Source organism: Thermococcus litoralis DSM 5473 (genome assembly GCF_000246985.2).
Classification (GTDB): Archaea; Methanobacteriota_B; Thermococci; order Thermococcales; family Thermococcaceae; genus Thermococcus_A; species Thermococcus_A litoralis.
Genome location: NC_022084.1, coordinates 1,015,673 through 1,037,680, shown reverse-complemented (window position 1 = coordinate 1,037,680; position 22,008 = coordinate 1,015,673). Strand labels below are relative to the sequence as shown.

Annotated in this window: 25 protein-coding genes and 1 tRNA gene; 8 read left to right on the top strand and 18 right to left on the bottom strand. The window is 42.4% G+C overall.

The features are described from left to right. Positions 1 to 27 precede the first annotated feature (27 nt). On the top strand, positions 28 to 777 hold the full coding sequence (locus tag OCC_RS05605; protein ID WP_004069993.1) for a PH0542 domain-containing protein: 750 nt from the start codon (positions 28 to 30) through the stop codon (positions 775 to 777). Between the two features lie 7 nt (positions 778 to 784). Here the strand turns inward: OCC_RS05605 and OCC_RS05600 are convergent, their stop codons facing one another. Continuing rightward, positions 785 to 1,774 carry a hypothetical protein gene (locus OCC_RS05600; protein ID WP_004069994.1) on the bottom strand — a complete coding sequence of 330 codons (990 nt, stop codon included), beginning with the start codon at positions 1,772 to 1,774 and terminating at the stop codon, positions 785 to 787. A gap of 213 nt (positions 1,775 to 1,987) precedes the next feature. Between OCC_RS05600 and OCC_RS05595 the strand changes: the two genes are divergently transcribed. Continuing rightward, a tRNA-Met gene (locus OCC_RS05595) sits at positions 1,988 to 2,065 on the top strand. A 23-nt stretch (positions 2,066 to 2,088) separates the two neighbouring features. Here OCC_RS05595 and OCC_RS12790 read toward each other — a convergent pair. Both OCC_RS12790 and OCC_RS12785 read right to left on the bottom strand, forming a co-directional pair. Beyond that, complete coding sequence (locus tag OCC_RS12790) at positions 2,089 to 2,466, bottom strand: LAGLIDADG family homing endonuclease (protein ID WP_020953686.1); 378 nt, start codon at positions 2,464 to 2,466, stop codon at positions 2,089 to 2,091. A gap of 12 nt (positions 2,467 to 2,478) precedes the next feature. After that, entirely contained in the window at positions 2,479 to 2,928 is a 450-nt protein-coding gene (locus OCC_RS12785) for a hypothetical protein (RefSeq protein ID WP_020953685.1), read from the bottom strand. Positions 2,929 to 3,045: 117 nt separating this feature from the next. Here OCC_RS12785 and OCC_RS05585 point away from each other — a divergent pair, with 117 nt between their 5' ends. Next, a complete protein-coding gene (locus tag OCC_RS05585; protein WP_004069995.1) occupies positions 3,046 to 3,870 on the top strand; it encodes a carbohydrate kinase family protein in 825 nt (274 codons plus the stop codon). On the opposite strand, the gene OCC_RS05580 is transcribed toward OCC_RS05585, so the two are convergent. Genes OCC_RS05580 through OCC_RS05560 form a run of 5 tightly spaced genes read right to left on the bottom strand, consistent with a single transcriptional unit; the run spans position 3,867 to position 7,697 of the window. After that, positions 3,867 to 4,280, bottom strand: a complete 414-nt coding sequence (locus OCC_RS05580; RefSeq protein ID WP_004069996.1) for a hypothetical protein — start codon at positions 4,278 to 4,280, stop codon at positions 3,867 to 3,869. The two genes, OCC_RS05585 and OCC_RS05580, sit on opposite strands and share 4 nt — an antisense overlap. After that, positions 4,277 to 5,512: a DUF58 domain-containing protein gene (locus OCC_RS05575; RefSeq protein ID WP_004069997.1), complete on the bottom strand. Its 1,236-nt coding sequence runs from the start codon at positions 5,510 to 5,512 to the stop codon at positions 4,277 to 4,279. Before OCC_RS05575 ends, OCC_RS05580 begins: the two co-directional genes overlap by 4 nt. Before the next feature lie 5 nt (positions 5,513 to 5,517). After that, on the bottom strand, positions 5,518 to 6,471 hold the full coding sequence (locus tag OCC_RS05570) for an AAA family ATPase (RefSeq protein ID WP_004069998.1): 954 nt from the start codon (positions 6,469 to 6,471) through the stop codon (positions 5,518 to 5,520). Continuing rightward, the gene (locus OCC_RS05565) at positions 6,449 to 6,874 is read right to left on the bottom strand and encodes a hypothetical protein (RefSeq protein ID WP_004069999.1); all 426 of its coding nucleotides are present in this window, start codon (positions 6,872 to 6,874) and stop codon (positions 6,449 to 6,451) included. Before OCC_RS05565 ends, OCC_RS05570 begins: the two co-directional genes overlap by 23 nt. Next, a complete protein-coding gene (locus tag OCC_RS05560) occupies positions 6,858 to 7,697 on the bottom strand; it encodes a DUF4129 domain-containing protein (protein WP_004070000.1) in 840 nt (279 codons plus the stop codon). Before OCC_RS05560 ends, OCC_RS05565 begins: the two co-directional genes overlap by 17 nt. A gap of 74 nt (positions 7,698 to 7,771) precedes the next feature. Between OCC_RS05560 and OCC_RS05555 the strand changes: the two genes are divergently transcribed. Continuing rightward, positions 7,772 to 8,266: a DUF2118 domain-containing protein gene (locus tag OCC_RS05555; RefSeq protein ID WP_004070001.1), complete on the top strand. Its 495-nt coding sequence runs from the start codon at positions 7,772 to 7,774 to the stop codon at positions 8,264 to 8,266. On the opposite strand, the gene OCC_RS05550 is transcribed toward OCC_RS05555, so the two are convergent. Further along, positions 8,267 to 8,554 (bottom strand): hypothetical protein, encoded by a 288-nt coding sequence (locus tag OCC_RS05550; RefSeq protein WP_004070002.1) that lies wholly within the window; start codon positions 8,552 to 8,554, stop codon positions 8,267 to 8,269. It lies immediately after the preceding gene. 129 nt (positions 8,555 to 8,683) lie between these two features. On the opposite strand from OCC_RS05550, the gene OCC_RS05545 reads away from it, so the two are divergent. Then, positions 8,684 to 9,166 (top strand): FKBP-type peptidyl-prolyl cis-trans isomerase, encoded by a 483-nt coding sequence (locus tag OCC_RS05545; RefSeq protein ID WP_004070003.1) that lies wholly within the window; start codon positions 8,684 to 8,686, stop codon positions 9,164 to 9,166. Here OCC_RS05545 and OCC_RS05540 read toward each other — a convergent pair. The 6 genes from OCC_RS05540 to OCC_RS12780 are packed head-to-tail and all read right to left on the bottom strand — an operon-like array spanning position 9,152 to position 16,736. After that, entirely contained in the window at positions 9,152 to 10,072 is a 921-nt protein-coding gene (locus tag OCC_RS05540; RefSeq protein WP_004070004.1) for a type II secretion system F family protein, read from the bottom strand. The two genes, OCC_RS05545 and OCC_RS05540, sit on opposite strands and share 15 nt — an antisense overlap. Before the next feature lie 6 nt (positions 10,073 to 10,078). Beyond that, entirely contained in the window at positions 10,079 to 11,140 is a 1,062-nt protein-coding gene (locus OCC_RS05535; RefSeq protein ID WP_004070005.1) for a type II secretion system F family protein, read from the bottom strand. An 11-nt stretch (positions 11,141 to 11,151) separates the two neighbouring features. Further along, positions 11,152 to 14,487, bottom strand: a complete 3,336-nt coding sequence (locus tag OCC_RS05530; protein ID WP_004070006.1) for an ATPase, T2SS/T4P/T4SS family — start codon at positions 14,485 to 14,487, stop codon at positions 11,152 to 11,154. After that, entirely contained in the window at positions 14,429 to 15,325 is an 897-nt protein-coding gene (locus OCC_RS05525) for a hypothetical protein (RefSeq protein ID WP_004070007.1), read from the bottom strand. The genes OCC_RS05530 and OCC_RS05525 overlap by 59 nt, the downstream gene beginning before the upstream one ends. Before the next feature lie 6 nt (positions 15,326 to 15,331). After that, positions 15,332 to 16,603 (bottom strand): DUF515 domain-containing protein, encoded by a 1,272-nt coding sequence (locus OCC_RS05520; protein ID WP_004070008.1) that lies wholly within the window; start codon positions 16,601 to 16,603, stop codon positions 15,332 to 15,334. Continuing rightward, a complete protein-coding gene (locus OCC_RS12780; RefSeq protein WP_004070009.1) occupies positions 16,572 to 16,736 on the bottom strand; it encodes a hypothetical protein in 165 nt (54 codons plus the stop codon). The genes OCC_RS05520 and OCC_RS12780 overlap by 32 nt, the downstream gene beginning before the upstream one ends. A 96-nt stretch (positions 16,737 to 16,832) precedes the next feature. Here OCC_RS12780 and OCC_RS05515 point away from each other — a divergent pair, with 96 nt between their 5' ends. After that, on the top strand, positions 16,833 to 17,165 hold the full coding sequence (locus OCC_RS05515) for a TIGR04076 family protein (protein ID WP_048874688.1): 333 nt from the start codon (positions 16,833 to 16,835) through the stop codon (positions 17,163 to 17,165). Next, the gene (locus tag OCC_RS05510) at positions 17,122 to 18,195 is read left to right on the top strand and encodes a GTPase (protein ID WP_004070011.1); all 1,074 of its coding nucleotides are present in this window, start codon (positions 17,122 to 17,124) and stop codon (positions 18,193 to 18,195) included. The genes OCC_RS05515 and OCC_RS05510 overlap by 44 nt, the downstream gene beginning before the upstream one ends. On the opposite strand, the gene OCC_RS05505 is transcribed toward OCC_RS05510, so the two are convergent. The 3 genes from OCC_RS05505 to OCC_RS05495 are packed head-to-tail and all read right to left on the bottom strand — an operon-like array spanning position 18,196 to position 20,681. After that, complete coding sequence (locus OCC_RS05505) at positions 18,196 to 19,449, bottom strand: ABC transporter permease (protein ID WP_004070012.1); 1,254 nt, start codon at positions 19,447 to 19,449, stop codon at positions 18,196 to 18,198. It lies immediately after the preceding gene. 1 nt (position 19,450) lies between these two features. Beyond that, the gene (locus OCC_RS05500; protein ID WP_004070013.1) at positions 19,451 to 20,482 is read right to left on the bottom strand and encodes an ABC transporter permease; all 1,032 of its coding nucleotides are present in this window, start codon (positions 20,480 to 20,482) and stop codon (positions 19,451 to 19,453) included. Next, the gene (locus OCC_RS05495; protein ID WP_004070015.1) at positions 20,466 to 20,681 is read right to left on the bottom strand and encodes a hypothetical protein; all 216 of its coding nucleotides are present in this window, start codon (positions 20,679 to 20,681) and stop codon (positions 20,466 to 20,468) included. The genes OCC_RS05500 and OCC_RS05495 overlap by 17 nt, the downstream gene beginning before the upstream one ends. A 189-nt stretch (positions 20,682 to 20,870) precedes the next feature. On the opposite strand from OCC_RS05495, the gene trm14 reads away from it, so the two are divergent. Next, complete coding sequence (gene trm14 / locus OCC_RS05490) at positions 20,871 to 21,968, top strand: tRNA (guanine(6)-N2)-methyltransferase (RefSeq protein ID WP_004070017.1); 1,098 nt, start codon at positions 20,871 to 20,873, stop codon at positions 21,966 to 21,968. The last annotated feature ends 40 nt before the right edge of the window (positions 21,969 to 22,008 follow it).

Below are 22,008 nucleotides of genomic sequence, written 5' to 3'. Positions count from 1 at the left end.
TTTCACGAAATTGGTATTGGTGGTCAAATGGAAGATGAGGAGATAAACATAAGAGAACTTTTAGCAAATGGGGAAGATTTGGATAAAATCCTTATTTTAGCCGAAAGTAACGAAAAATATCTTAATGAACTAATTGGAAGTTTAGATGACGATTTATGGATAGTCGCCAAAAATGCCCTCTCTGTTATATCTGAGTTACTTGAAAAAAGAGAAGACCTTTACAGCCCCCTTATAACAAAACTAATGGGGATGATAAGAAAAAGCGAAGCTACCCTCCTAACTCAAGAGATAGCTAAAACCTTTGGAAAAATCGCTAAAAATAATCCACACCTACTAAGAAAAGTGATACCTCTCCTTTTCGCAAACTACAACATAGGAAACTGGAAAATTAAAATTAATATGGCATATGTAATAGAAGAAATAGCGAGGAATAACCCTTCTCTGCTCATGACAATTATGTCCGATATTAAGGAAATGCTACTCTCGAGCGACCCCAATGATAAGTTAGTAGCGCTTAATTTCATAGTGGCTTTGGGAGAGCATAACTTTGGGTATGTAAGTCCATATCTCCCTAAACTTCTTATGATGGCCCAGGAAAAAAACGAAGTCGTAAAAGCAAGTGCCTTAGAGGCCTTAATTTCTCTAGCAGAAAAGAATGTCAAGTTTAGAAAGATTGTTTTAGCAAAATTAGAAGAACTCGATGACCCCAGCCCACTAGTTCAAAGAATTATCCAAAATGGCATGTCCAAACTCATAATGAAAGAACAAGAAGAATAAATCATGCTTAAAACTCTGAATTTGGGCTCTCTTTTCCTAAAAGCTTCTTCAAACTGCTCTCTAAACGCCTATTTTCTTCTCTTAACTGTTCATTTTCCTTTTTCAACTCCTCTATTTGGGCCAATAACCTCTTAGTTTCATCTAGCAATGGTTTAATTTTAGTTTTTGGAACATATTCTTTCAGCTCTTCAAGAGCAATGTCCACATCATCTATTCCCGTGATTTTTATTAGACTCTCTTTCATTCTTCTGAACTCCTCTGCTAACTTTCTGTACTTCTCAAGCTTTTTGTCTAGGTCATTAACAATTTCCAGTTGCTTTTGAAGTGTCGTAAGTCGCTGAGTTAATTCAGCAATTTGAAGATCCTTTTCTTTGAGTTCTTCCCTCAAGGTGTAGTTTTCTAGTATAATCTTCTCATATTTACCTTGAATCTCCTTAAGTGTTTCTGCTAAGTCAACGCTGACTCCAAATATTCCTCTTTTTAAATCCTCTTCGATTAGCTTTAACCTCTCTTGTACTATTTGATTTATCTCTTCATTTATTTTATGTCCATATGTTTTTTCCAATTTAGTTATCAGCTCTGAAGGATAGGCTTCCAATTTTTCTTCTAGTTCTGTTAATCGAGGAATCATTTTTTCAATGCTGCCCAAGAAAAGTGTTCGTTTTTCAAGCTCTTCCAGCTTTTCTTTTATCTCCTTTATATCCCTTTCCACCTGCTTAAGTTTTTCCGCATTTTCTGATCTAATGGATTCCAATCTAGAATTGATACTCTCCACTTTTTCAGAAAGATACTCAATTTGACTTCTTGTTTCTCTATATACCTCAGTGGCGACATAGAGCGAGACAAGAGAATACTCTCCAAGGCTCTCAGCTTCAACTACTGAAGCCTTTATGTTATCCCAACCACTTAGACTTTTTAGTTCATTAACTATAGTAGAGTGCCGTTTCTTTATGTATTCCCATGATATACCTCTAGCGTTCTTTTTTTTCCTGAACATGATTCCTCGGAAAAAATAGGACTTTAAATTTAAATATTTTTTGGAACTTTTCTTCTAAGCTATCGACTCTATCATCATCTCCTACCAACACTCAAATATTTAAGAAAACTTCTCTCATATAGTTCCATAAGGAAATAATCAGGCAAATGCAACCTTACAAAGAAACCGCAAATTTTATAAATCGGCTTCTTATTAATAAGTAACGGGTCAAGCAGCGGGGTGGGGCAGCTAGGAGTGCCCGCCGGGCTCATAACCCGGAGGTCCGAGGTTCAAATCCTCGCCCCGCTACCATGCTCATTTTTGTGCATTGATGTTCATAAATGTTCATTAAACTTTATTGATAACCATTCTCTAAGCTTATTTTGTTTCCTTGGTATTGTAAATCCAACTTCCTTGGCAAAACGTCTCACACTTTCTACGCGATATACCCTAAGCTCATAAAGGTCACTTTTGTAGGAGTATTGTTTGCCTCTGATCACAACAGGGCTTCCAGCTTTCTTTGAAACCCTTATTTTTGAGTGTATATCCAATAAAGCTAAGAGACTTTTAGAGAACTCTAATAGCTCTAAATCGTAGTTGTGCAACGAAACATAAGAAACTTTCTTAGTAGTTGGGTCTAAATAGACATAACCCTCACTGTCAAACAAACCCCGAAGGAACTCTCTGGGATATTCCTTTGCAACTTCAAACAAAGCATCTTTTGGCTATTTTAAAAACATGTAGAGAGATTTAGTAGTACTTTCAACATACCATCTACCAACTCTTGTAGAGTCGTTTTCATAACCAACTCGAGGATTAGCCCCTATCTCTTTAAGTGCCTTAGCAAATGCCTCGGTAAATTCCCTATCTACAACTTTCAGCCGAATTCTGTACTTGTATTTTTGGCCAATGCCTATTGTGACATCTCCAAAATAAGCTCCCAAGATATAAGACAAAGCTGGAGAAGGACTTAAATCAAGAAGCTTGATTTTATTGAAAGGCTCATGCTTTTCCTTGCACCATCTTAAAACCGTAGCCTTAGAAATTTTTACGCCTTTTTCCATATATACTCTTTCCACTATTTCAGAATAACTAAGTCCATAATTCCTCAACCCCCTGACGTAATTCACAAGCACCTCAAGTTCCTTTTGTCCAAGGTCTTTTACCCTAAGCATAACACCAACTAGACTTCTCTGTTTTTAAGTTTTTGTGTAATTTTCATACAACTTATTTTTGTTAAAAACTCGGGCAACTTTAATAAACCCTCCCAATTAGGTCAAAGAGGGCTTGCCATGGATCTGATAGTTCTCGGGCATGTCGCGATTGACCACATAATCTTTCCAGACAAGAGGGAGATAGTCCTCCCAGGAGGGGCAGCTGCCGCTGTTGCAACTTCCGCCGCTCTAAGTGGAGCCAAAGTGGGATTGGTTACAAAGGTTGGGAAGGACTTCCCCACGGAGTGGCTGAAAAACCTTGAAAGAACCCTAGACATTAAGGGAGTTCACGTTCTCGAAGGAAAGACAATGCACATATACATGATCTACCACGAAGACGGGAGCGTCGATGCGCCGGTGGAGATGGGAGTGGCAGAGAAGATGGGCGAAACAGAGATTCCGGAAGATTACCTAAATGCGAAAATATTTCATATCTCTCCAATACCACCAGAAGAGCAGCTAAAGGCTATAGAAAGACTAAAAGGTAAGAGGGTTACCCTAGATTTCAACCCGACATACATGGAAGAATACAAGACAAAAAGAGATCTCATGAAGGAGATAGTGTCAAAAGTGGAGGTAGTTTTTCCAAACGAAAGAGAGGCAAAAACGATAACCGGAGAAGAGGACATCAAAAAAGCCGCCGAAAAGCTTCACAAGTGGGGAGCTAAAATCGTCGTGGTAACCATGGGAGAAAAGGGGGTTCTGCTTTATAACGGGAAAGATTTCAAAAAGTTCAATGCTCTTCCAGTAGATGAAATCGTGGATCCAACCGGAGCTGGGGATGCTTTTGCTGGCGGCTTTCTAGCTTATTATGCAAGAGAAAAGAACCTCGAGGAGTGCATAAAGCAAGGATTGATGAGGGCAAGAGAGGTGCTTAAGAAAAAAGGAAGCTGGAGCATCTAATCACTCGTGACTATCCTTGAGAATACATAGAGGGCAATTAGAATAAGAACGGCAACTGCAGTGACCTCGAACTTGGGCATGACCAAAGAGAGCCCCATTATGAGGGCATATGTGGGAAGGGCCAATAGAGAAGCTACGGTCAAGATTAAATAATGCTCTCTGGGAGCTTTTTCCCTATCTAAGTAAGCGGACTCAATAAAGATTAAGGCTAAAGCCACTATTAGAACTCCCAGAGCACCTCCTATCTTGTAATACACCAGAAAGCCTATAACGGCCATCAAAAATAATGTGCCAAAGAAATACGAGAGGAACGCCAGGGGAGCAAGTGCTAAGACCGGGAGGAGCTGTTTGTAGCTAAGCAGGATGAAAAACAAGATTACAAGCGGTATCGGTGAGAACTTTATCCTCATAGCTTGATCACCTCTGCAATGGCACTTCTAAGAGGCTTTTTGGTATCCCAGTCTATTATCAGGGCATAGGCGGAAAGCTTCCTCAAGTATGCTTTTCTTTTGAGGTCTAGCATCTTAACCGCCAGTTCTTCCTCTTTGCTTCTTGGCTCTATGGCCGAATATGGATCTGGAGAGATCACTATTATCTTGTATCCATAGTGATAAATCATCTCAAGGGCTTTTCTGCTCTCTTCGCTAACAAGGGGTGAGATGTAGATTATTTGGGCATTTGCAGGAAAGCGCGTCCTTATAAGATGTTCAACCTGATAGGCAATTAGATTGTTTTTATCCGGCCTAGCAGTGCTTAGAATGTCCACACATCTGAAGAAATGCCTTTTTCCATAATCTACCCTAGCCCATAGGGGGACGCTCTCCGAAAGCAAAAGACCAAAGCTCGTGCCGTTTTTAAGACAGTCAAGCATAAGAGAAGCGGCAGCCCTCACAGAGTAGTCTATAACCCTACCCCCCAAATAGCCAGCGTCCACTATTATCACAACATCAACTTTTCTCTCGCTCTCATACTCGTTGCTCATTATTTTGCCCATTTTTGCCGTTGCCTTCCAGTTTATTATCTTGAAAGGATCTCCAGGCTGATATTCCCTTATAGCATGAAACTCTACTCCTTCACCTATTCTCGGAGATGGCAAGGGGCCAACGGTTATTTTCGTGCCCTTTGTGGAGTAAGGAGTGATGACATCTTCTATGAGCGGAACACCAATAAGCTCATCATACAGCTCAACCACCTTGCCCCTTTTGAAAAATCCAAATGGATCTTGGTAGCTCAAGTATATCCAGTTAAACTCATGAACTCCTCTGCGTACCCTAATCTTGTAGGAAAGCTCTCTCACTTCATCTTTTTTTAGGGAAAGCAAAAACTCGTTCTTACCTTCAATAACCTCAAGCTCCTCTGGTGTGCTATCCACAAGCTTTAAGCTTGGAATTCTTTCGTTGGACTTTACGGTAAGTCTTACTTCCACGGCTTCTCCTTCAAGAATTCTGTCGTGAGGCAGGATTCTCTTAATCTCCACATCAAGCCTTGGTTTAAAAAATGCAACCGCTATGAAAAACAGCCAAAGTATCGGAAGGAGGAGATATACCATATCCCAGCGAAGGGTAAAGAAAGCTATGAGTACCCCTATCCATAGGGCAAGAAGAAGCTGAAGGGCTTTTCCAGTCGGGTAGAACTCCCTCATAGCTATCACTCAAACTTTGGAACGGGTATTTTTTCAAGCATTCTCTCCATCACAATCTCTTGGCTTACCCGAGTATACCAAAGCTCCCTCTTCAGTATGAGCCTATGACTTAGTGCAGGCACAGCAACTTTCTTCACGTCATCTGGGATAACGTAGTCCCTGCCTTCCAAAGCAGCGTATGCCCTCGAAAGCTTTAGCAATGCCAAGCTCCCTCTTGGAGACGCTCCAACTTCAATTTCCTTTTTGTTTTCTCTAGTTGCCCTCACTATCTCGGTTATGTATTCAAGAACGGCATCGCTCACATAAACATCCTCAACTGCCCTCTGCATCTCTACAACTTCTTCAGCGGAGGTTACTTGGTTTATATCCACTTCTTCTTTCTTTCTCTCGATCCTCCTCTTGAGAATCTCAAGCTCCTCCCCCTTGGTCGGGTAACCCACCCTGAGCCTGACGAGGAATCTATCGAGCTGTGCCTCCGGCAGGGGATATGTTCCCTCTTGCTCAATCGGGTTTTGGGTGGCTATTACCACAAAGGGCTTCTCAAGCTGGTAGGTTTTCCCCTCTATAGTTACCTGCCTTTCCTGCATAGCCTCAAGCAAAGCTGATTGAGTCTTTGGGGGTGCTCTGTTGACCTCATCGGCAAGAAGTATGTTTGTAAACACCGGCCCTTTTTTGAACTCGAATTCAAGGGTTTTCTGGTTGAAAACGCTAACTCCCAGTATGTCGGAGGGGAGTAGATCGGGTGTAAATTGAACCCTTTTGAACTTAACTCCTAGTGCTGAGGCAAAGCTCTTTGCCATTAATGTCTTTGCCAATCCTGGGAGGTCTTCAATGAGAATGTGCCCATCGGCTAGTATTGTTGCAAGCATAAGCTTTAGAACTTCTCTTTTTCCAACTATTGCCTTCCCAACTTCATTTAAAATCTCATTTCCTTTTTCATAAACTTCCTCTACTCTCATTAACATCCGCCTCCACAATTTCAAGAACTTTTTCGAGATCTTCAAGGAACTTGTTCCCAGAGCCAGTTATTTTAAGCTCCCTAACCTTTGTTTTTGCTTTTTCTCTGTCCTCTTCAATTATTTCATATATCTCCAAGAGGGAATCAAGAACTATTTGCTTGGCAACACTGCCCTTTTTTGCCATTTTTATAACATCTGCAAGCCTTTCAAAGTCCTCTTTTCTTCTTTTCTGTTCTCTCCTTCTTGGAATATAAGGAAGCTCAGCCTCTTCGAGCATAAAAGCCAAAAGCATTGTTCCCGCTACTAAAACAGCTATCCACCTAACCAAATACGAACCTGCAAAGATTGCGACTAAGAAGAAGGGAGCAGTTAGGATCAGGGCAAGATTAAGCCTCAACTTCATTTACATCCCCCTTGATTTTCATGTAAAGCTCATAAGCCTCCCTCGCATCTTCCATAGTGACTTTCTCCGGTGCGTATTTTGCTTTTTCAAAAAGCCTCGCAAGCTTTACATATGCGTCGTGCTTATATTTTACTTTCTCTGCGTGCTCCCAATGAGTCCAGCTTTCTCTGTAGGGGATGCCCAAAAGTCTAAGCCAGATTACTGCATTCTTGTAAAGCTTCACCACTATTTCGTTTGGGTCTCCCAGGAAGTCTATACCTTCTTCCTCTAATTTTTTATCAAATTGTTCAACGATCTCTTTAAGTTTTCTCCTTTCTCTAGCCGCTCTCAAATCAAGATAAAACCTCACCGCAACATAGCTGAGGGTTATTACAAGAACTCCAAAGAGAACATATAGGTAAACGCTACCTTCTGAAGACCCTCCAAAGGGATTTTGGAAATACCTCTCGTAGAAGCTAACGTGATAACTCTGATTAACGTAGTAAATCCCCTCACTTCGGTTTGCTGTCATGTTTGGGAGGGGAGTTTTGTAAACCTTGTAGAGAATGGGGAGAGCAAGTATAATGGAGCCTATTATTATAGCGAGGAAGATACCCCAGTTTACACCGTATTCCGGGCCTTTTTTCGCAAAAGGATCCCCAACAGTTAGGAAAATCTGGATTAGTATTATGCCCCCAAGAACTATTAAAATGGCAAAGAAAAGCCCTATTAGGTAATAGTCTTGGTTGCCCTTCTTAATTTCACCTATTTTAGCTTCAGAACTTACTATTGCGCCCATCAGCAGGATTATCAGCAGGTATAGGGCCATCAACCTACGTCTCATAACCTACCATCACATAGAATTATGTAAAGATAGGTTTAAAAAGTTTTACAGCTTGGAAAAAGTTGGGTGAGAGTATGGAAAAACTCCCGCAATTGTTCGTTGAGGCAGAGTTTGAAGAATGCTTTGAAGGAGACGAGGCAAAAGTTGATTGCATAATAATCCAAGACAACATAGAGATTAGACTACAAAAGGGACAAAAGCTTCCGGAGTTTATAGACGTTAAAAAAGCGAAATTTTTGCGAAAAGAAATCTACGATAGGTTTCACTTTTATGTGGACAAATACGAGCATAAAATGCTCTGTGATGCGAGAATAGTTCTCCCCGATAGAAGAACCGAGATAAGACTGTATGAAGGAGACGAACTCATGTTGCTCCCGGTGGAAGGGTTTGTTTCCACGATAATAGCTGGGGTAGGAAACAGGGTAAGAAAAAGCGATGCTTTTGCAGCAGTAACAACTAAAAAAGGAGAGGTACACTACCTAAAGCCTCCAAAAAATGGGGTGGTGGTTTACATAGACGAGTTCACTAATAGGCCCCACTACATCTACTACATTCTCCCAGAGGAGTAGTTAAAGACCTTCGATTATTGCCCTTACGTTTTCTTTGATTCTCATTTTTAGCGTATCCAGTTTATCCATCCCTTGGATAGTTCTGGTGTTGTTCGCACTGGTTATTATTAACGACCATCTGTGTAGATCATGTTTCATAGGCTCGTCTTGAAACATCACAAGAAACCTTGACCCCTTTGCTTCAACCTCAAGTATTTCAACGCTCCTATTACCGAGTTTTGTTGAGTATATTTCTTTTGCTTCCAACCCACCAAATTCTCTTTTAAGCATCTCTGCAAACTCCCCCATACAAAATCACCCATTAACTTTTTGGTCAAAGTGGTATATATACTTTTCACAAAATTGTATAATGCTGACCAAAAATGTTATAAAGCTCGTGGAAGAGTTAAGCTTGAAGAAATTTAGTTGGTGAAAAGAATGAAAGTTGAAAAAGGAGATTTTGTGGTTTTTAACTACGTTGGAAGGTTTGAAAACGGAGAAATATTTGATACAACTTATGAGGATATCGCCAAGGAAGCAGGCATTTATGTGGAAGACAGAACATACGGGCCCCTTGGAGCTAACGTTGGTGTTGGTGAACTTATCCCCGGAATGGATGAAGCCCTTATAGGAATGGAAATTGGAGAGAAAAAGACTATAGTGGTTCCCCCCGAGAAAGGATACGGGATGCCAAGAGATGACTTGATAATTGAAGTCCCAATAGAGGAGTTTGAAAAAGCCGGCATAGAACCAGTAGAGGGAGCGTACATAATGACCGATAGTGGGATAGCAAGGATAACTGCAATTACTGAAGAAAACGTCACTTTGGACTTTAACCACCCACTGGCAGGCAAGACACTAACATTTGAAGTGGAAATAGTTGATATAGAAAAGGCAAAGCCAGAATCAGATGAATCCTGATATCTGAACCCTGGTAGCCACAAGGAATATCACAACTCCGAGTATAGCCAACATTGCGCTGTACTTGAAGCCTGCAGAGAACTTTCCTTCTCTTATTATTCCAATTCCTAACCCCGAAACTATAGCTTGTATTGCCACAAACGCAAGAGAAACGTTTTTTATCGCTTCTAACGGCAAATTAAGTCCCACTTCAGGAGTGTTCATGCCACCCATAATCTGGGATACAACCCCTAGGATGAATGGCCCTATGAAGCCGCTTGCAATTATAAAGAACATTGCTTGCATTCCGGTTGAGGCTTTCCTCTCCTTTTTTATTCTCAGTATTTCACGGACGTCGTTGGCAACCGCCACAAGTACATCAGCCATTGGGGCTCCTCTCTCATAAGCCTCTATGATAATCATTGTGGAGCGATAAATTACCGAAGATCTCTTGTTTCTTACTGCAAAAGCCCTCAGGGCTTCTATTGTTGCTCTACCCTTCTTTATCTCCTGTACTGTTCTTTTGAATTCCTCTGTTAATGCTCCAAACCTTGCAGTTGATGCTTCTTCCAAAGCTTCAGAGAAAGAAACTCCAGCTCTCAAAGAGCTCGCAAGATAGAAGAAAGCATCGGGCAAGTTTTTCTCCATGTCTTCTATCTTCTTGGTCAGCAAATAATAGGGATAAACCCATGCAATCCCTAAAAACAAACCGAGGAACACCGGGAGAGCATAGATCTTAACAGGGGACAGTATGAAAGCTATTATCCCGACCAACCCTGCCAGCAATAAAGATACCAACAAAAATTCAAGCGCTAAAAATGATATTCCCGCTGAGTACAGGAAGAGCTCGTACCTTCTGACCCACCTTGTGGGGAGTAGTTTTTCAAGAGCCTTTGCAAGAGGTCGGAGGAATTTAATTTCAGCCAAATTTAATCACCTCGGTTCACTACGTTTTATCATAAACACGACGAGGGTTGAAATAGCTGGGAACCCAAAGAGCAGGATAACAGCTAACCCTTGGACGGGCATTACTAACGCCCTGGTCATTAATGAAGCAGCCAGTATCGCCACAACAAATAGCGTTGGCATTATTATGGTTATGAACATATAGACAAAGGCAACACCGTTCACCTTTTGGATGTACTCCACAAGCTTCATTCTGTATTCAAAGGAAAAGTCTTCGGCAAGTTTGTAGAGGATATCCGCCAAGTTTCCACCGAATTTTGTGGCCCTAAGGATCTGCTTTACAACTCTACTAACGTTTTCGGATGCCATTCTCTCCTCAAACCTCATTAATGCATCTTCAAAGGATGTTCCTCCGTGCATGTCTCTTATCATGAGGTCAAATTCCTCGGATATGGGTCCATAATCCGCATTGGCAACCGATACCATTGCCTCAGCTATACCAACTCCAGCACTTAAGAGCGATGCCATGTGTCTCAAAACATATGGAAGGGCTTTTTCTACCTCTACAACCCTTCTCCGCCAGACTATCCTTGGGTAGTTCCTCATATACAGGAAACCACCAATAAAGCCAAGTATCCCAAGCATCAGGGAGATGTCAGCTGGCATGAGGAGGAGAACGCCCATTAAAAAAGCAAAAATTGCAGTGAAAATGGAAACACCCAGCATCAATGCAACGAACTGCTCTTTACTCATTTTAATGTTAGCCCTCACGAGATCATAGTCGAGTCCCTTTAGAGACTTTGTAAATGATTCAACCGGACCTCTAAAGTGCCTAAGCATAAATTCTGAGAATCTATGGGTGAAAGATTCCTCTAGCTCTCTTTTTCTCCATTCGACAATCTCTTCAAGTTCTTTTTCGTATTTTTCTTCTCTCTCCTGAGAGACTTCCTCTTGAAGTTTTTTCAGGAGTTGAAGTCTCTCTTGGAGCGTTAGGGTTTTAGGAATTCTTGAAATAGGGCGTTCGCTAACCTCTATGGTTTTTTCACCCAGCCTTTCAATGAATTTAAGTATTTTCTCTTTTATCCCCAAATCTTCTCACCCTAGATGACTGTTCTAACTTTCTCAGTTAGCTCAATTGAGGCATCCCTCTCTATTCTTCTCAGCAACTCTTCATGATCAATGTAGAATTCTCTAATGTAGTGCCCGACCTCTTCTATGCTTCTTATTCCCTTCTCTACCATCCACTGGAGGACAACTTCTCTCTTTATCCTTTCCTCTAGGAGCTCATCCATTGTTAAACCTGTATGCTCAGCAAGCTGGTTCAGAACTCTACTCGGAACTCCCGTGTGATAAAGCTCGTCCTTTGCTGGATTGTACTTATAGATAGTGTTCAGCTGAACGCTTTCTCCCTCTATTCCGGAAACCTCAGCTATCTCGGTAATCCTTCTTATTGTTCCTTTCTTCCTGTTGTTGAACCTTACCTGCATTATGATAACATCCAAAGCAGGAATCATGATTCTTGGAACGTTCATAGGTGGACTCTCAAGCCTTACGATTGTTTCTCTGGCAGAGTTAGAGTGGATTGTACCCATACAATTGGAAACCAGTATTCCATTGGCTACATAATTGTGGTCGTCCTCTACCGTGAGATCATAGAGGTATTCAATACCTAGCTCTCTCGGGTCAACTTCTTCAACACTTACAACCTCATCCCAATAGACATCTCCTTCGGCTAGCAGTTGGAGTCTCTTCCCCATTACCCAAGCTTCTTTATCACCGATGTCTTTGGCCACCTGCTGAAGAGCAAGGGCTATTCCCTTAAGTGCAGAACGCCTTATTTCTCTAACTCTTCCTTTTTCTATATGTCTGATAAGGCCCTCAGAAACTTTTTCCCCTGCGTAATAAGAAGCTAACTTTGAAAGCTCTGCAATTGTCAGTCCTAACCTCCGGCGGATGGGAGTTATCATTTCACTCGATATCGGAACTCTGTATGTTTTTCTTCCACGGTATGCCTTCTTGGTGTTTAAGATTTCCATAAGTTTGGCCCTTTTTCTTGAATGGCATAGAGGGATAAATTTTGCGAATTTAGTAAGATCCTCAACTCCACTTATGATTACCCTAAATATTTCGCCCTCTTTGAAGCCCCTGTTCTTTACACGGGAGACTGTGCTTATTATCCCCAGCCTTTGGAGAGCATACCAGATTTTTCTTGCTGCATTTTCGCTCTTAGTAGCCAAAATTATGGAGGGTCCGTTTTTATCCACATATCCATCGGCATCAAAGAGCCCAGCTATAAAGTACCTCATGAGCTCATCGTTTGAGAGAACAACATCCGGAACATCCCATATCCCAGATTTTTTACCCTTAGGTATTCCGAATATCCTAGAAAGCATTTCAGCGAAAATCTTCGAACCAACAGTTACAACTGTGCTTTTTCCATCATTCTTCATGCGGGGTACGTAGTTAGGTACAAACTTCGAAACCGCAGTTACAAACGCCTCCATGTAATCTTCATCGTCAAATGTAGCTGAAATGTAATATCCCCCCGATGATATATATCCATCGCCAAGAATAACTCCAGCGATATATGAGAGCTTTTCATTAACCTCCCTAACCAACTTCACATGGTGTGAATTTACCGATGACAGATATTGGACCTTCTCAGGAGGAAGACCTTCATTAGGAATTTTTACCATTCCCTTTCCATTGGGGACGAGATAGTAATCACTTATTTTTACATAAATGCTGGGGTCCACAATTGCCCTGCGCTGAGGCGGCTTAGGAGGGTTCATCATTACAGCAACCCTATCTCCAACTTTAAGCTTCTCCGCCTCTTTCCTAACGACATCCCCCTTGGAGAATACAAAGAATGGATGAGTCTTGGTAAGTATTACCTCATTGCCCGTTCTTGTCTTTATGCGCATCAGCCTTTCTCCCTCTCTGACTTTCCTTCTCCAAACTCTTGAAACAATATGCTTACCCGCTTTTAGGTCTGGGCCGACGCTAACGACCTCAAAGCGATCTTTTTCATCGAGTACTATGTACTCAAGGTCTTTATATGTCTCAATTCTATCAGAATACTTCTTGAAGAGTTCCTCAACCAAATCTCCTATAAGCACGAATTTCCCATTAGAGAGCTGAATAACCGAGAAGTCGTAAAGCGCTCCATTATGCCCTGTATTCATTGCCGTGAACATCGTTCTTGCCTCAGGACCTCTGACCTCACCGACGATAATTCTATCTGGACGCATTCTTAGGGTGTTCTTAACGAGATCATCCATGGTTATTTCTCCCTTTCCTTCTATGTTTGGAGGCCTTGTTTCAAGCCTTACCCAGTGCTCAATTGGCAATTGAAGTTCTGCAGTATCTTCAATACTTATAACACGCTCACTTGGAGGAATGAACATTGCCAATGCGTTAAGAGTGGTAGTTTTACCCGAACCAGTACCTCCGGCAACAAGGACGTTTGCGGGCTTAACTCCAAGACCGTCAACAAAAACCCAAAGCAGAGATGCTATTTCTAAATTAAAGGTGCCATACTTCAAGAGATCAATTATCGTAAGGGGATCTTTTTTGAATTTTCTTATGGTTAACGTAGGCCCATCTAAGCTAACTGGCCTAATAGTTGCGTTTACTCTACTTCCGTCAGGCAAACGAGCATCTAAGAGCGGGGTTTGCTGATCAATTCTTCTCCCAACCTGCCTTGCTATACGTTCAATAATGTTTAATATCTCCCTCTCATCATCAAAAACGATATTGGTTTTGCACATGTAAAACTTTCTGTGCCACACGTATACTGGTCTTCTTGTTCCTATAACCATAACTTCTTCCAAGTTATCGTCCCTAACGAGGGGATCAAGTTTTCCATAACCTATCATGTTCTGGACAACCATATTTACAAGAATTTCCATCCTTGCCTCAGAAATAGCAGGGGCAAGTTCGCGCATTATGTTTTTTACAACCCTCCCAAATATTCTCCTCCTTTCCTCCGGATCGGGAATGCTCTCGGGGTCTATTTGTATCTCTGCAATTGCCCTATCCCTAACGATTTTCACGAGTTTTTCTTCCTCTTCACTCAATTTTGGAAGGCGTATTTCATAAATTGGGATCGGTTCTCCCTTAACTCTAAGGATCCTCACATTTCCATATACATCAAGAACCTTCACTTCCTCTCCATAATATGTAGGGATGGGAACTCTTGGTGAGCCTCTTGTGGACTTCAATATCTCCTCTAAGCTACTCCCTCCCCTGCTCTCAGCAGATAAGGATCTTGAAGGAGTTTTAATTTCTGGCACAGTTGGAGATAGTTCTTCCTTGGCATTGGGTTTTTCTTCTCTTTGTTCTTCTTTTATTATATCTTCTAAAGGAGCTGCTTCTTCACTTAAGATCTCTTCTATCCATGATAAGCCTGAACGTTTTTTCTTTTTCTCCTCCAAATTCACTCACCCTCATGAGATTTTCCCATTTGACGTTATATGTGATTTCAAGCTTATTACCTAAAAACACTATCCAAACCGGATAATCAAATTTTAGCTCAGGTTTTTTAGATATCTCCTCCAACTTGGGTTCTTCTTTGCTTTCCGAAAGTAAACCAGTTCCAGAGGAAACAACTATCCTAGAAGAAAGCTCTGAGAGAGTATCCGAGCTGCCTTCAGATGTTCTGTTCAAGTACTCAGGCATGTAGTCCCTAACGTATTGGGCATATTGAGAGAGAATCTTATCAACGTATTCACTGTATTTCATTGTGTACTCTGGAGTGAAGTCACTCATTTCAGCCCCTTCAAAGAGTACTGGCAGTCCTATGGCAATGTACTTTGAATTTTCGGGTGATGGATTTTCTATCGTTACTTCAACCCTTCCTGTGTACTTGAGCACCTTCACATAACCATCCGAAACAAAGAACGTATCAACCGCATAGTACTTCTGAGGATAGAGGATTAACTGAGGATAAATAGGGCTGTAAAATATGTTTGGACCTTCCACTCCACTTATTGTGCCTGTGGACAAAGGTTCGTTAATCTTTACATTCACCTTAAGTGTCTCATACGGGGCAATCCAAAATCCCAGATTGTTCACAATTTCACTCTCGTTGCCTTCCCTAAGCAAAGTGTAATTATAATCGGGATTTATTGAAACAAATTTGTAAAACGGGCCCGCATTCACCAAGGTAACGTTCAAATCAATCGTGGAGGATGCGCTAACGCTTTCTTGTGCATTAGCTAAACCCGAAACTAGCAAAACAAGGAAAAAGAGCGGAAGCATCTTCCTTAGCATTCCAAATCACCCAGCAATCTTTGTTATGTACAGAGCATCTCTATACCTCAGTATATCCTCAACGAATTCTGCTGGGACTTCAACTATTACCAACACCTCGGCATTAGGCTCTGTAGCCAATAGTCCTGTGCTCTGCTCAAGGTCAACCACCTTCCACTTGTACCTCGCAAGCTGTGCCTTAACTTCATCTGCCGCAGCTATCTTGTTGGCCGCAATGGCCTTTAATATCTCGTTTAGTGCAACATTATACGAGTAGGAGGCACTTATCGTCTGTGAACTTGATTGGGTTGTGGAGTGGCTTTCGTCCTTATTCTGCTGGTAAGAAATTGACTGGTCTCCAGGAGCATATTCTTCGGAGTATTGGTCTGAGTATGAAGTTTCTGAAGAGGTTGCTATGTTTTTAGTCTCTTGCTGTGACTCTGACACTGCAATTACACCAGCATCCGTTAGAAAGAAGACCATGTTCACATACCCCTCATCCGCTATCTTTTGAACGGATGTTGAATTTATTTGGGCGAAAATCTTTATTTTGTCACCTGATGAGAGGAAGGCACCATTAACATTCTCTCTTGGCAAAACTAAAGCGACTTGCACCATTTCAGCTTTCTCTATTGCGTATTGGAGAAGTTCCGTGAAGTCCGTAACTTTGCTGAGCATGTACTTTGCTTCTGCTTTTGTGTATATGCTCTTTTCCGTTCCTTTTTTAAGGATTACCTTTTGGGTGGGAGTGGTGTCTATGAGGTAGTAGTAATATTTTCTCCAGAGCTCAAGCAGATACGGATTGGGGTCAATTAAAGATACTTCATCTTTTGTTTTTGCAGAATTAACTTTCTCCTTTAATTGGTTTAGAGTTTGAATAGCTTCGCTCTTTATATCTTCTGGGAGGGGCTGAGAAAGGAGAAGTTCAAAAGATTGCTCTATTTGTGATAACTTTGTGCTCTTTGCCTGTTGAAGCTCCTTCTCAAGACGCTCTTGCTCTAATTGAGCTTTTCTCTGCTCTGCTATTGCCTTAACGTTTATCTTCTCGAGTTCCTCTATACTCTGTGCTTGGTTAATTTGCTCTATTAATTGCACCTTCATGGTATCATTTTCAAGTTCCCCAGTGAAATACTTGTTGACCTCTTTAATCTTTGCAAGTTTGGCCTCTTGAAGCTGTTTTGTGGCACGATTTTGATAGGTTGTGTACACTCCTATAACAACAGCAATGAGAACGACAGCTATAATAGATGCACCTATAATTATCCTTTTACGTCTCTCCCTTTCCCTGAGCCTTCCCAATTTCGAAGGCTTTCTGGGGGGGGGAAGCTCTCGGGATGGGAGCAGTAGGGGCTTTTTTCTCTTCTTTCTCCTCAACAGAAACTCTGCCCAATTCTCTCAAACGCCTTATTTTTTCTTCAATATCTTCCGCCACGGTCAGCACCACCGGATAATATTTAACTCCTCGTAAACTAAGAGTCCTAGTAAATATTTTAGGCTTCATCCCTTATTTACCTTTTGGTGGTGGATGGTGGAAAGGCTAATAATAAAAGCTGTAGAGATTAAAGGAAAGTGTCCGGTATTCAAGGTTGGGGATAAGGTAGTTATAGAAGGACCAAAAGTCAACTTAAAAGAGACCGATGCGATCTGCACCCATGCATTTGCGTCTTTCCTTCCCTACATAGTGGCACTGCGAAAAGGAATTAAGGCTTCAGAGATAGGACTTGGGAAAGGGGAAAAAGCCTATGTGCAGTGCCTTGACCCCGGACCCCCGTACACGGATGGAGGAACGGTAATCTTTGAGATAACGGTGGTAAGAGATGAAGCAGAAGAAAGCATGGAGAGTAGTGAGAGAAGCGATTAAAGAGGGAGACATTATAGTAGAGGTAGTTGATGCTCGCGACCCCATTGGAACGAGAAACCTAAAAGTAGAACGCCTTGTCCAAGAAGAAGGAAAAAGGCTTCTCATAGTGATGAATAAAGCCGATTTAGTCCCAAAGGAGTGGGCTGAAGAGTACAAGAGGAAACATAAGGACATCCCAATGGTGTTCATCAGTGCAAGGGAGAGAAAGGGAACCGGAATGCTGAGGAAGGAAATAAAGAAGCTCGCAAAGGAACTCTTCCAAGAAGGCAAAGAGAAAGTGAAGGTTGTCTTAGTGGGTTACCCTAACGTTGGGAAGAGCACAATAATAAACGTGCTGAAAGGTAAGCATGCTGTTGGAACGGCACCAATACCGGGATATACAAAAGGAAAGCAACTTATTAAGCTTTCAAAAAAGATATGGTTAGTTGATTCCCCGGGAGTTGTTCCGATAGATGATTTTGACGAGCTCGTTATTAGAGGGGGCTTTCCGGCGGATAAGATTGAAGATCCCGTCAAACCGGCATTAAAGCTTATAAAAAGAATTTTAGAAACCAGAAAAGAAGCAATTACCGAAAAGTATGGGGTAGAGGAGTTCGAGAATGAAGAGCAGATTCTTGAAGCTATCGGCAGAAAGAAAGGTCTTCTAGGGAAGGGAGGCAAAGTCAACCTGGAAGAGGCCGCCCGCTATTTCCTAAGAGAATGGCAAACAGGGAGATTTACCCTTTTTGAGAAAGAGGGAAAGAAAAAAGAACCTTTCATCTGGAATTTCGAAGAAATTCTCGACGAAATCGAGAAGGAACACCTTTTAGACCCCAGAAGAATACTCTGGAAATATGGAGAAAAGCTAACCCTTGATAACAAGAAGAGGGTCGGATTTAGAGAAATTGAGGGATTTACAGTGGGAATAGCAACAGGATTTAAAAAGTGCGACTCTGCAATAAAATTTCTTGAAGAAATAACCAAGAAGAAGGTCATCGCAAGCGAGTGCTTCGGGGGAAAATGGAAGGGCGTAATAGCAGTGATGGAGTAGCTAACCAGAGTCAGAGGAAATCAGAACCATAGCAGCACTCAGAAAAGCCATAACGATACCTGGAGGAACTATCCACCACCAATACCCTCCATATATTGCTCCCTGCTCCATAGCCTCTATCATAAGGGAACCCCAATTTGTACCCGGGATCAGACCAAAGAACCCAAAAACTGAAACCAACGCCACCATTCTACCCAGAAGTATCGTAGAGTATCTGAGGGAGAACTCTTTTACCGGAGGGAGGATGTGTCTCCTCAGAACCCATAATGAGCCTGCACCCATGCTCACCGCGGCTTTAACATACTCGTTCACCTTCTCCTTTATCACAATCATTCTAATAGTCTTGGCAAATTTCCCAAGCGTGAGAATGGCAACTAAAAACATGAATATGAAGGGGTTTATATTGACCTGCAATCCATAGCTTTGGGTGGAGAAGAGCCATACAAGTACTACAAGGATTGGAAGCATTGGCAAAGCTACCAAAACCTCCAGTAAGAATGTTGCAAACTCGCCCAATGCCCCGCTGATGTAGCCCGACAAAAGACCTATAAGAACACCCAGAACTACTATTATCACTGTCGTGAAGAACGCGAGATAGAGAGTGTTGTTCATTCCCTTGACAAAGCCAACCCATATGTCTCTGCCATAAGAATCGGTTCCCAAAATACCATAGCAGGTTCCAAGAATTTCAACTGAAGGGGTTGCGTTTCCGATTAATCTAATCTCAAAGATGTACTCCCCATTGAGAGTTTCCATGCTTTCATCCTTAGAGAACAGGATTTGAGTTGCGGAGAAGAGAATATTTCTCTCACCCCTAAGATCGAGAACATTAGAAAGCGTTGAAACCACACTAGCACGCATATCACTGTTGAGACTGAGATTGGTATAAATCACGGAGTCATAATAGAGGGGAACCAATCTTCCATCAGGTCTTAAAACGCTTATTTCAACCTTTTCTCCATATGGAAGACCGTAAAACCTAACGTCACTTGGCTTGTCGTGGTAGGTATGATTATATGAAAACCTATAAACCCACAAACCATTCTCTTCGGTGATTGATGGCTTTAGTAAGACCGTTGGGGTTTTGTCACTAAATAGAGAAAACCAAGAAGGATAAGCCCTCCGCGGGTTGTCCTTCCAGTAGCTTATATTTTCCCAGTTGGCGGTATCCTCTTCACTTACACTGATGTTTGAAATAACCACAAATACCAACAATACAAGGAGTATCGCTATCCCAACTTTCCGCCGCCTCATTTTAGCTCACCCTTGGATCCAACATTCCCTTAACGAGCTCCAGGAGAAACGAAAAGACGAAGGATATAATGAATATCGAAAGGGTGACAACGAAAAACAGACGGTAGTCAAAGCTAACAACCACACCAAATGCTGGAACAACTGTCCTGACAAAACTCGCCTTAAAGATTATCCCAAGGCCCCCGAGGTTGAATAGGACGTCCACGACGATGTAATCCGTGAACATCTCAACGAACTTCTGAACGGTGAACGAGCTAAGGACTATGGAGACGTTCTTAAGAACGTGCCTCCAGTATATCACCCACTCAGAGATACCCTTGGCCCTCGCAGTTAGGACGTAGGGCTTCCCAAGCTCGTCCCTTACGTTGTGAGCAACAACAACCACGAACTCCCAGATGTACACAAAAACTAGCGTGGCAACGGGAAGGACAAGGTGCCAGAGAACGTCGAGCACGCCCTCAAAGCCACCCTTCGGAGGGATGCTCTTCAGGCCTGAGATTGGAAACGCGTCAAGTTTGACGGCAAAGACCGCTATCAACACTGCCCCAATCCACCAAGAGGGTATGCCGTTGAAAAAGCGTGCCAATCCCTCAGCAATATAAAGAAACCTACTGTTTGCAAGCTTAAAGCCGAGAAACAGGCTTAAGATAATAATCAGAAACATGGTTATCCCCATAACAGCAAGAGTCACCTTTATGAAGTCAGAAAAATCATACTTTGTGTTATTGCGATAATAATCAATGCTCTTCTTGAGAAGGTCTATACCCGTCACAAAAATGCTATTAGCCCGAACTCCTTTTGCCTTCGTGAGAATTTTATAGTAGTACTCCTCAACAGTAATGCCTTCTCTCGTGGCATTTTGCTCCAGCTCTTGGTACAGGGCGGGATTATTCCTCCGAATTCCAATGAGAGCATCGTGAACGTAATTCCAAGCCAGCTTGTTTGATGTTGCTCCAGCTACCAGGATTATTACAAGGAACACACAAAGGTAAATCGCCGCCAGACGAGTTAGAGTTTTAACGGGAAACCTCATTACCTATTCCCCCATAGAAGAAGTCGAAAATATCGTTACATGCATCGAGAAAGCTATCTGAACCAGTAGACACATATTTAATGTACATTAGCACCACTTTTTGAAAAATTAACCAAACAATTGGGACCTCTTTGACAAGAACAGGAAGGTTTCCATCCCATACATTGTCAAGATATAATGAACTGGCAGGACTATCCATGTAAGCCCACCTCTCAAAAATTTATAACTATTCAAGGCTTTATAATAATTACGCTTGATAGAATTAACATTGGAACAAATGAAGCTCACAAATATCAACAAACTCTTGAACATATGTAACAAAATGTATGTTAAGGCTATAAAAATCGACAGAGAAAGCTTAAAAGAAGAAAATAAGATATAAATCACCATGAAGTTCCTACTCACAACATCCCAGGGAATAGAGGACATAGCGGGAAGGGAAGTCGCCTCACTCATGGAGAGGCTTGGAGTTCCGTTTCGAGTGGAAGAGAAGCCCTTAGGCGTTGAGGGGAGACTGCTCCTCGAGGCTGACAAAGCATACTACACGGACGAGAAGGGCAGAAAGAGGGAGTTGAGCATAGCAACATACCTCAACGAGAGCTCAAGGCTCCTCCACAGGGTTATTCTGGAGATAGCGAGCGAAAGGTTCGAGGGCATCGGTGAGGAAGAACCTGAAACTGCCCTCAAGCGGATAAAGGAGTTCGTCTCCTCCCTTCCTATCGAAAGGTTCGTGAAGGTAAGCGAGAGCTTTGCGGTCAGGCCCTTCAGGAAGGGTGAGCATAAGATAACGAGCGTTGAAATAGCGAGAACGGTTGGCGAGGCCATCTTTGAGCGGCTCTCACGCTTTGGAAGCCCAAGGGTGAACCTAGACCACCCGGCGGTGATATTCAGGGCTGAACTTGTTGGCGAGGTGTTCTTCCTCGGGATTGACACCACCGGGGATTCCTCTCTCCACAAAAGGCCCTGGAGGGTTTACAACCACCCGGCGCACCTAAAGGCTAGCATAGCCAACGCGCTCATAGAGCTGGTTGAACCAGATGGAAGATCCTTTATAGACCCGTTCTGCGGGAGCGGTACGATACTGATCGAGCTTGCCCTCAGGGGTTATGAAGGAAGAATAATAGGCCTCGAAAAGTACCGGAAGCACATAAGGGGCGCGGAAATGAACGCCTTAGCGGCCGGAGTTCTTGACAGGATCGAGTTCATCCATGGCGACGCCACAAAGCTCTCCCAGTACGTTGAGAGTGTTGACTTCGCAGTCAGCAACCTCCCCTACGGCCTGAAGATAGGGCGGAAGAGCATGATACCAAGGCTTTACATGGCCTTCTTCGGCGAGCTCTCCAAGGTCCTCGAAAAGCGCGGGGTCTTCATAACGACGGAGAAGAAGGCGATAGAGAAGGCCATAACCGAGAACGGCTTCAAAATCAAACATCACAGGCTCATTGGACACGGCGGGCTGATGGTTCACACATATGTTGTGGAATAGAGAATAAGTGTCTATATAGATTCACCATCTGAATATATTT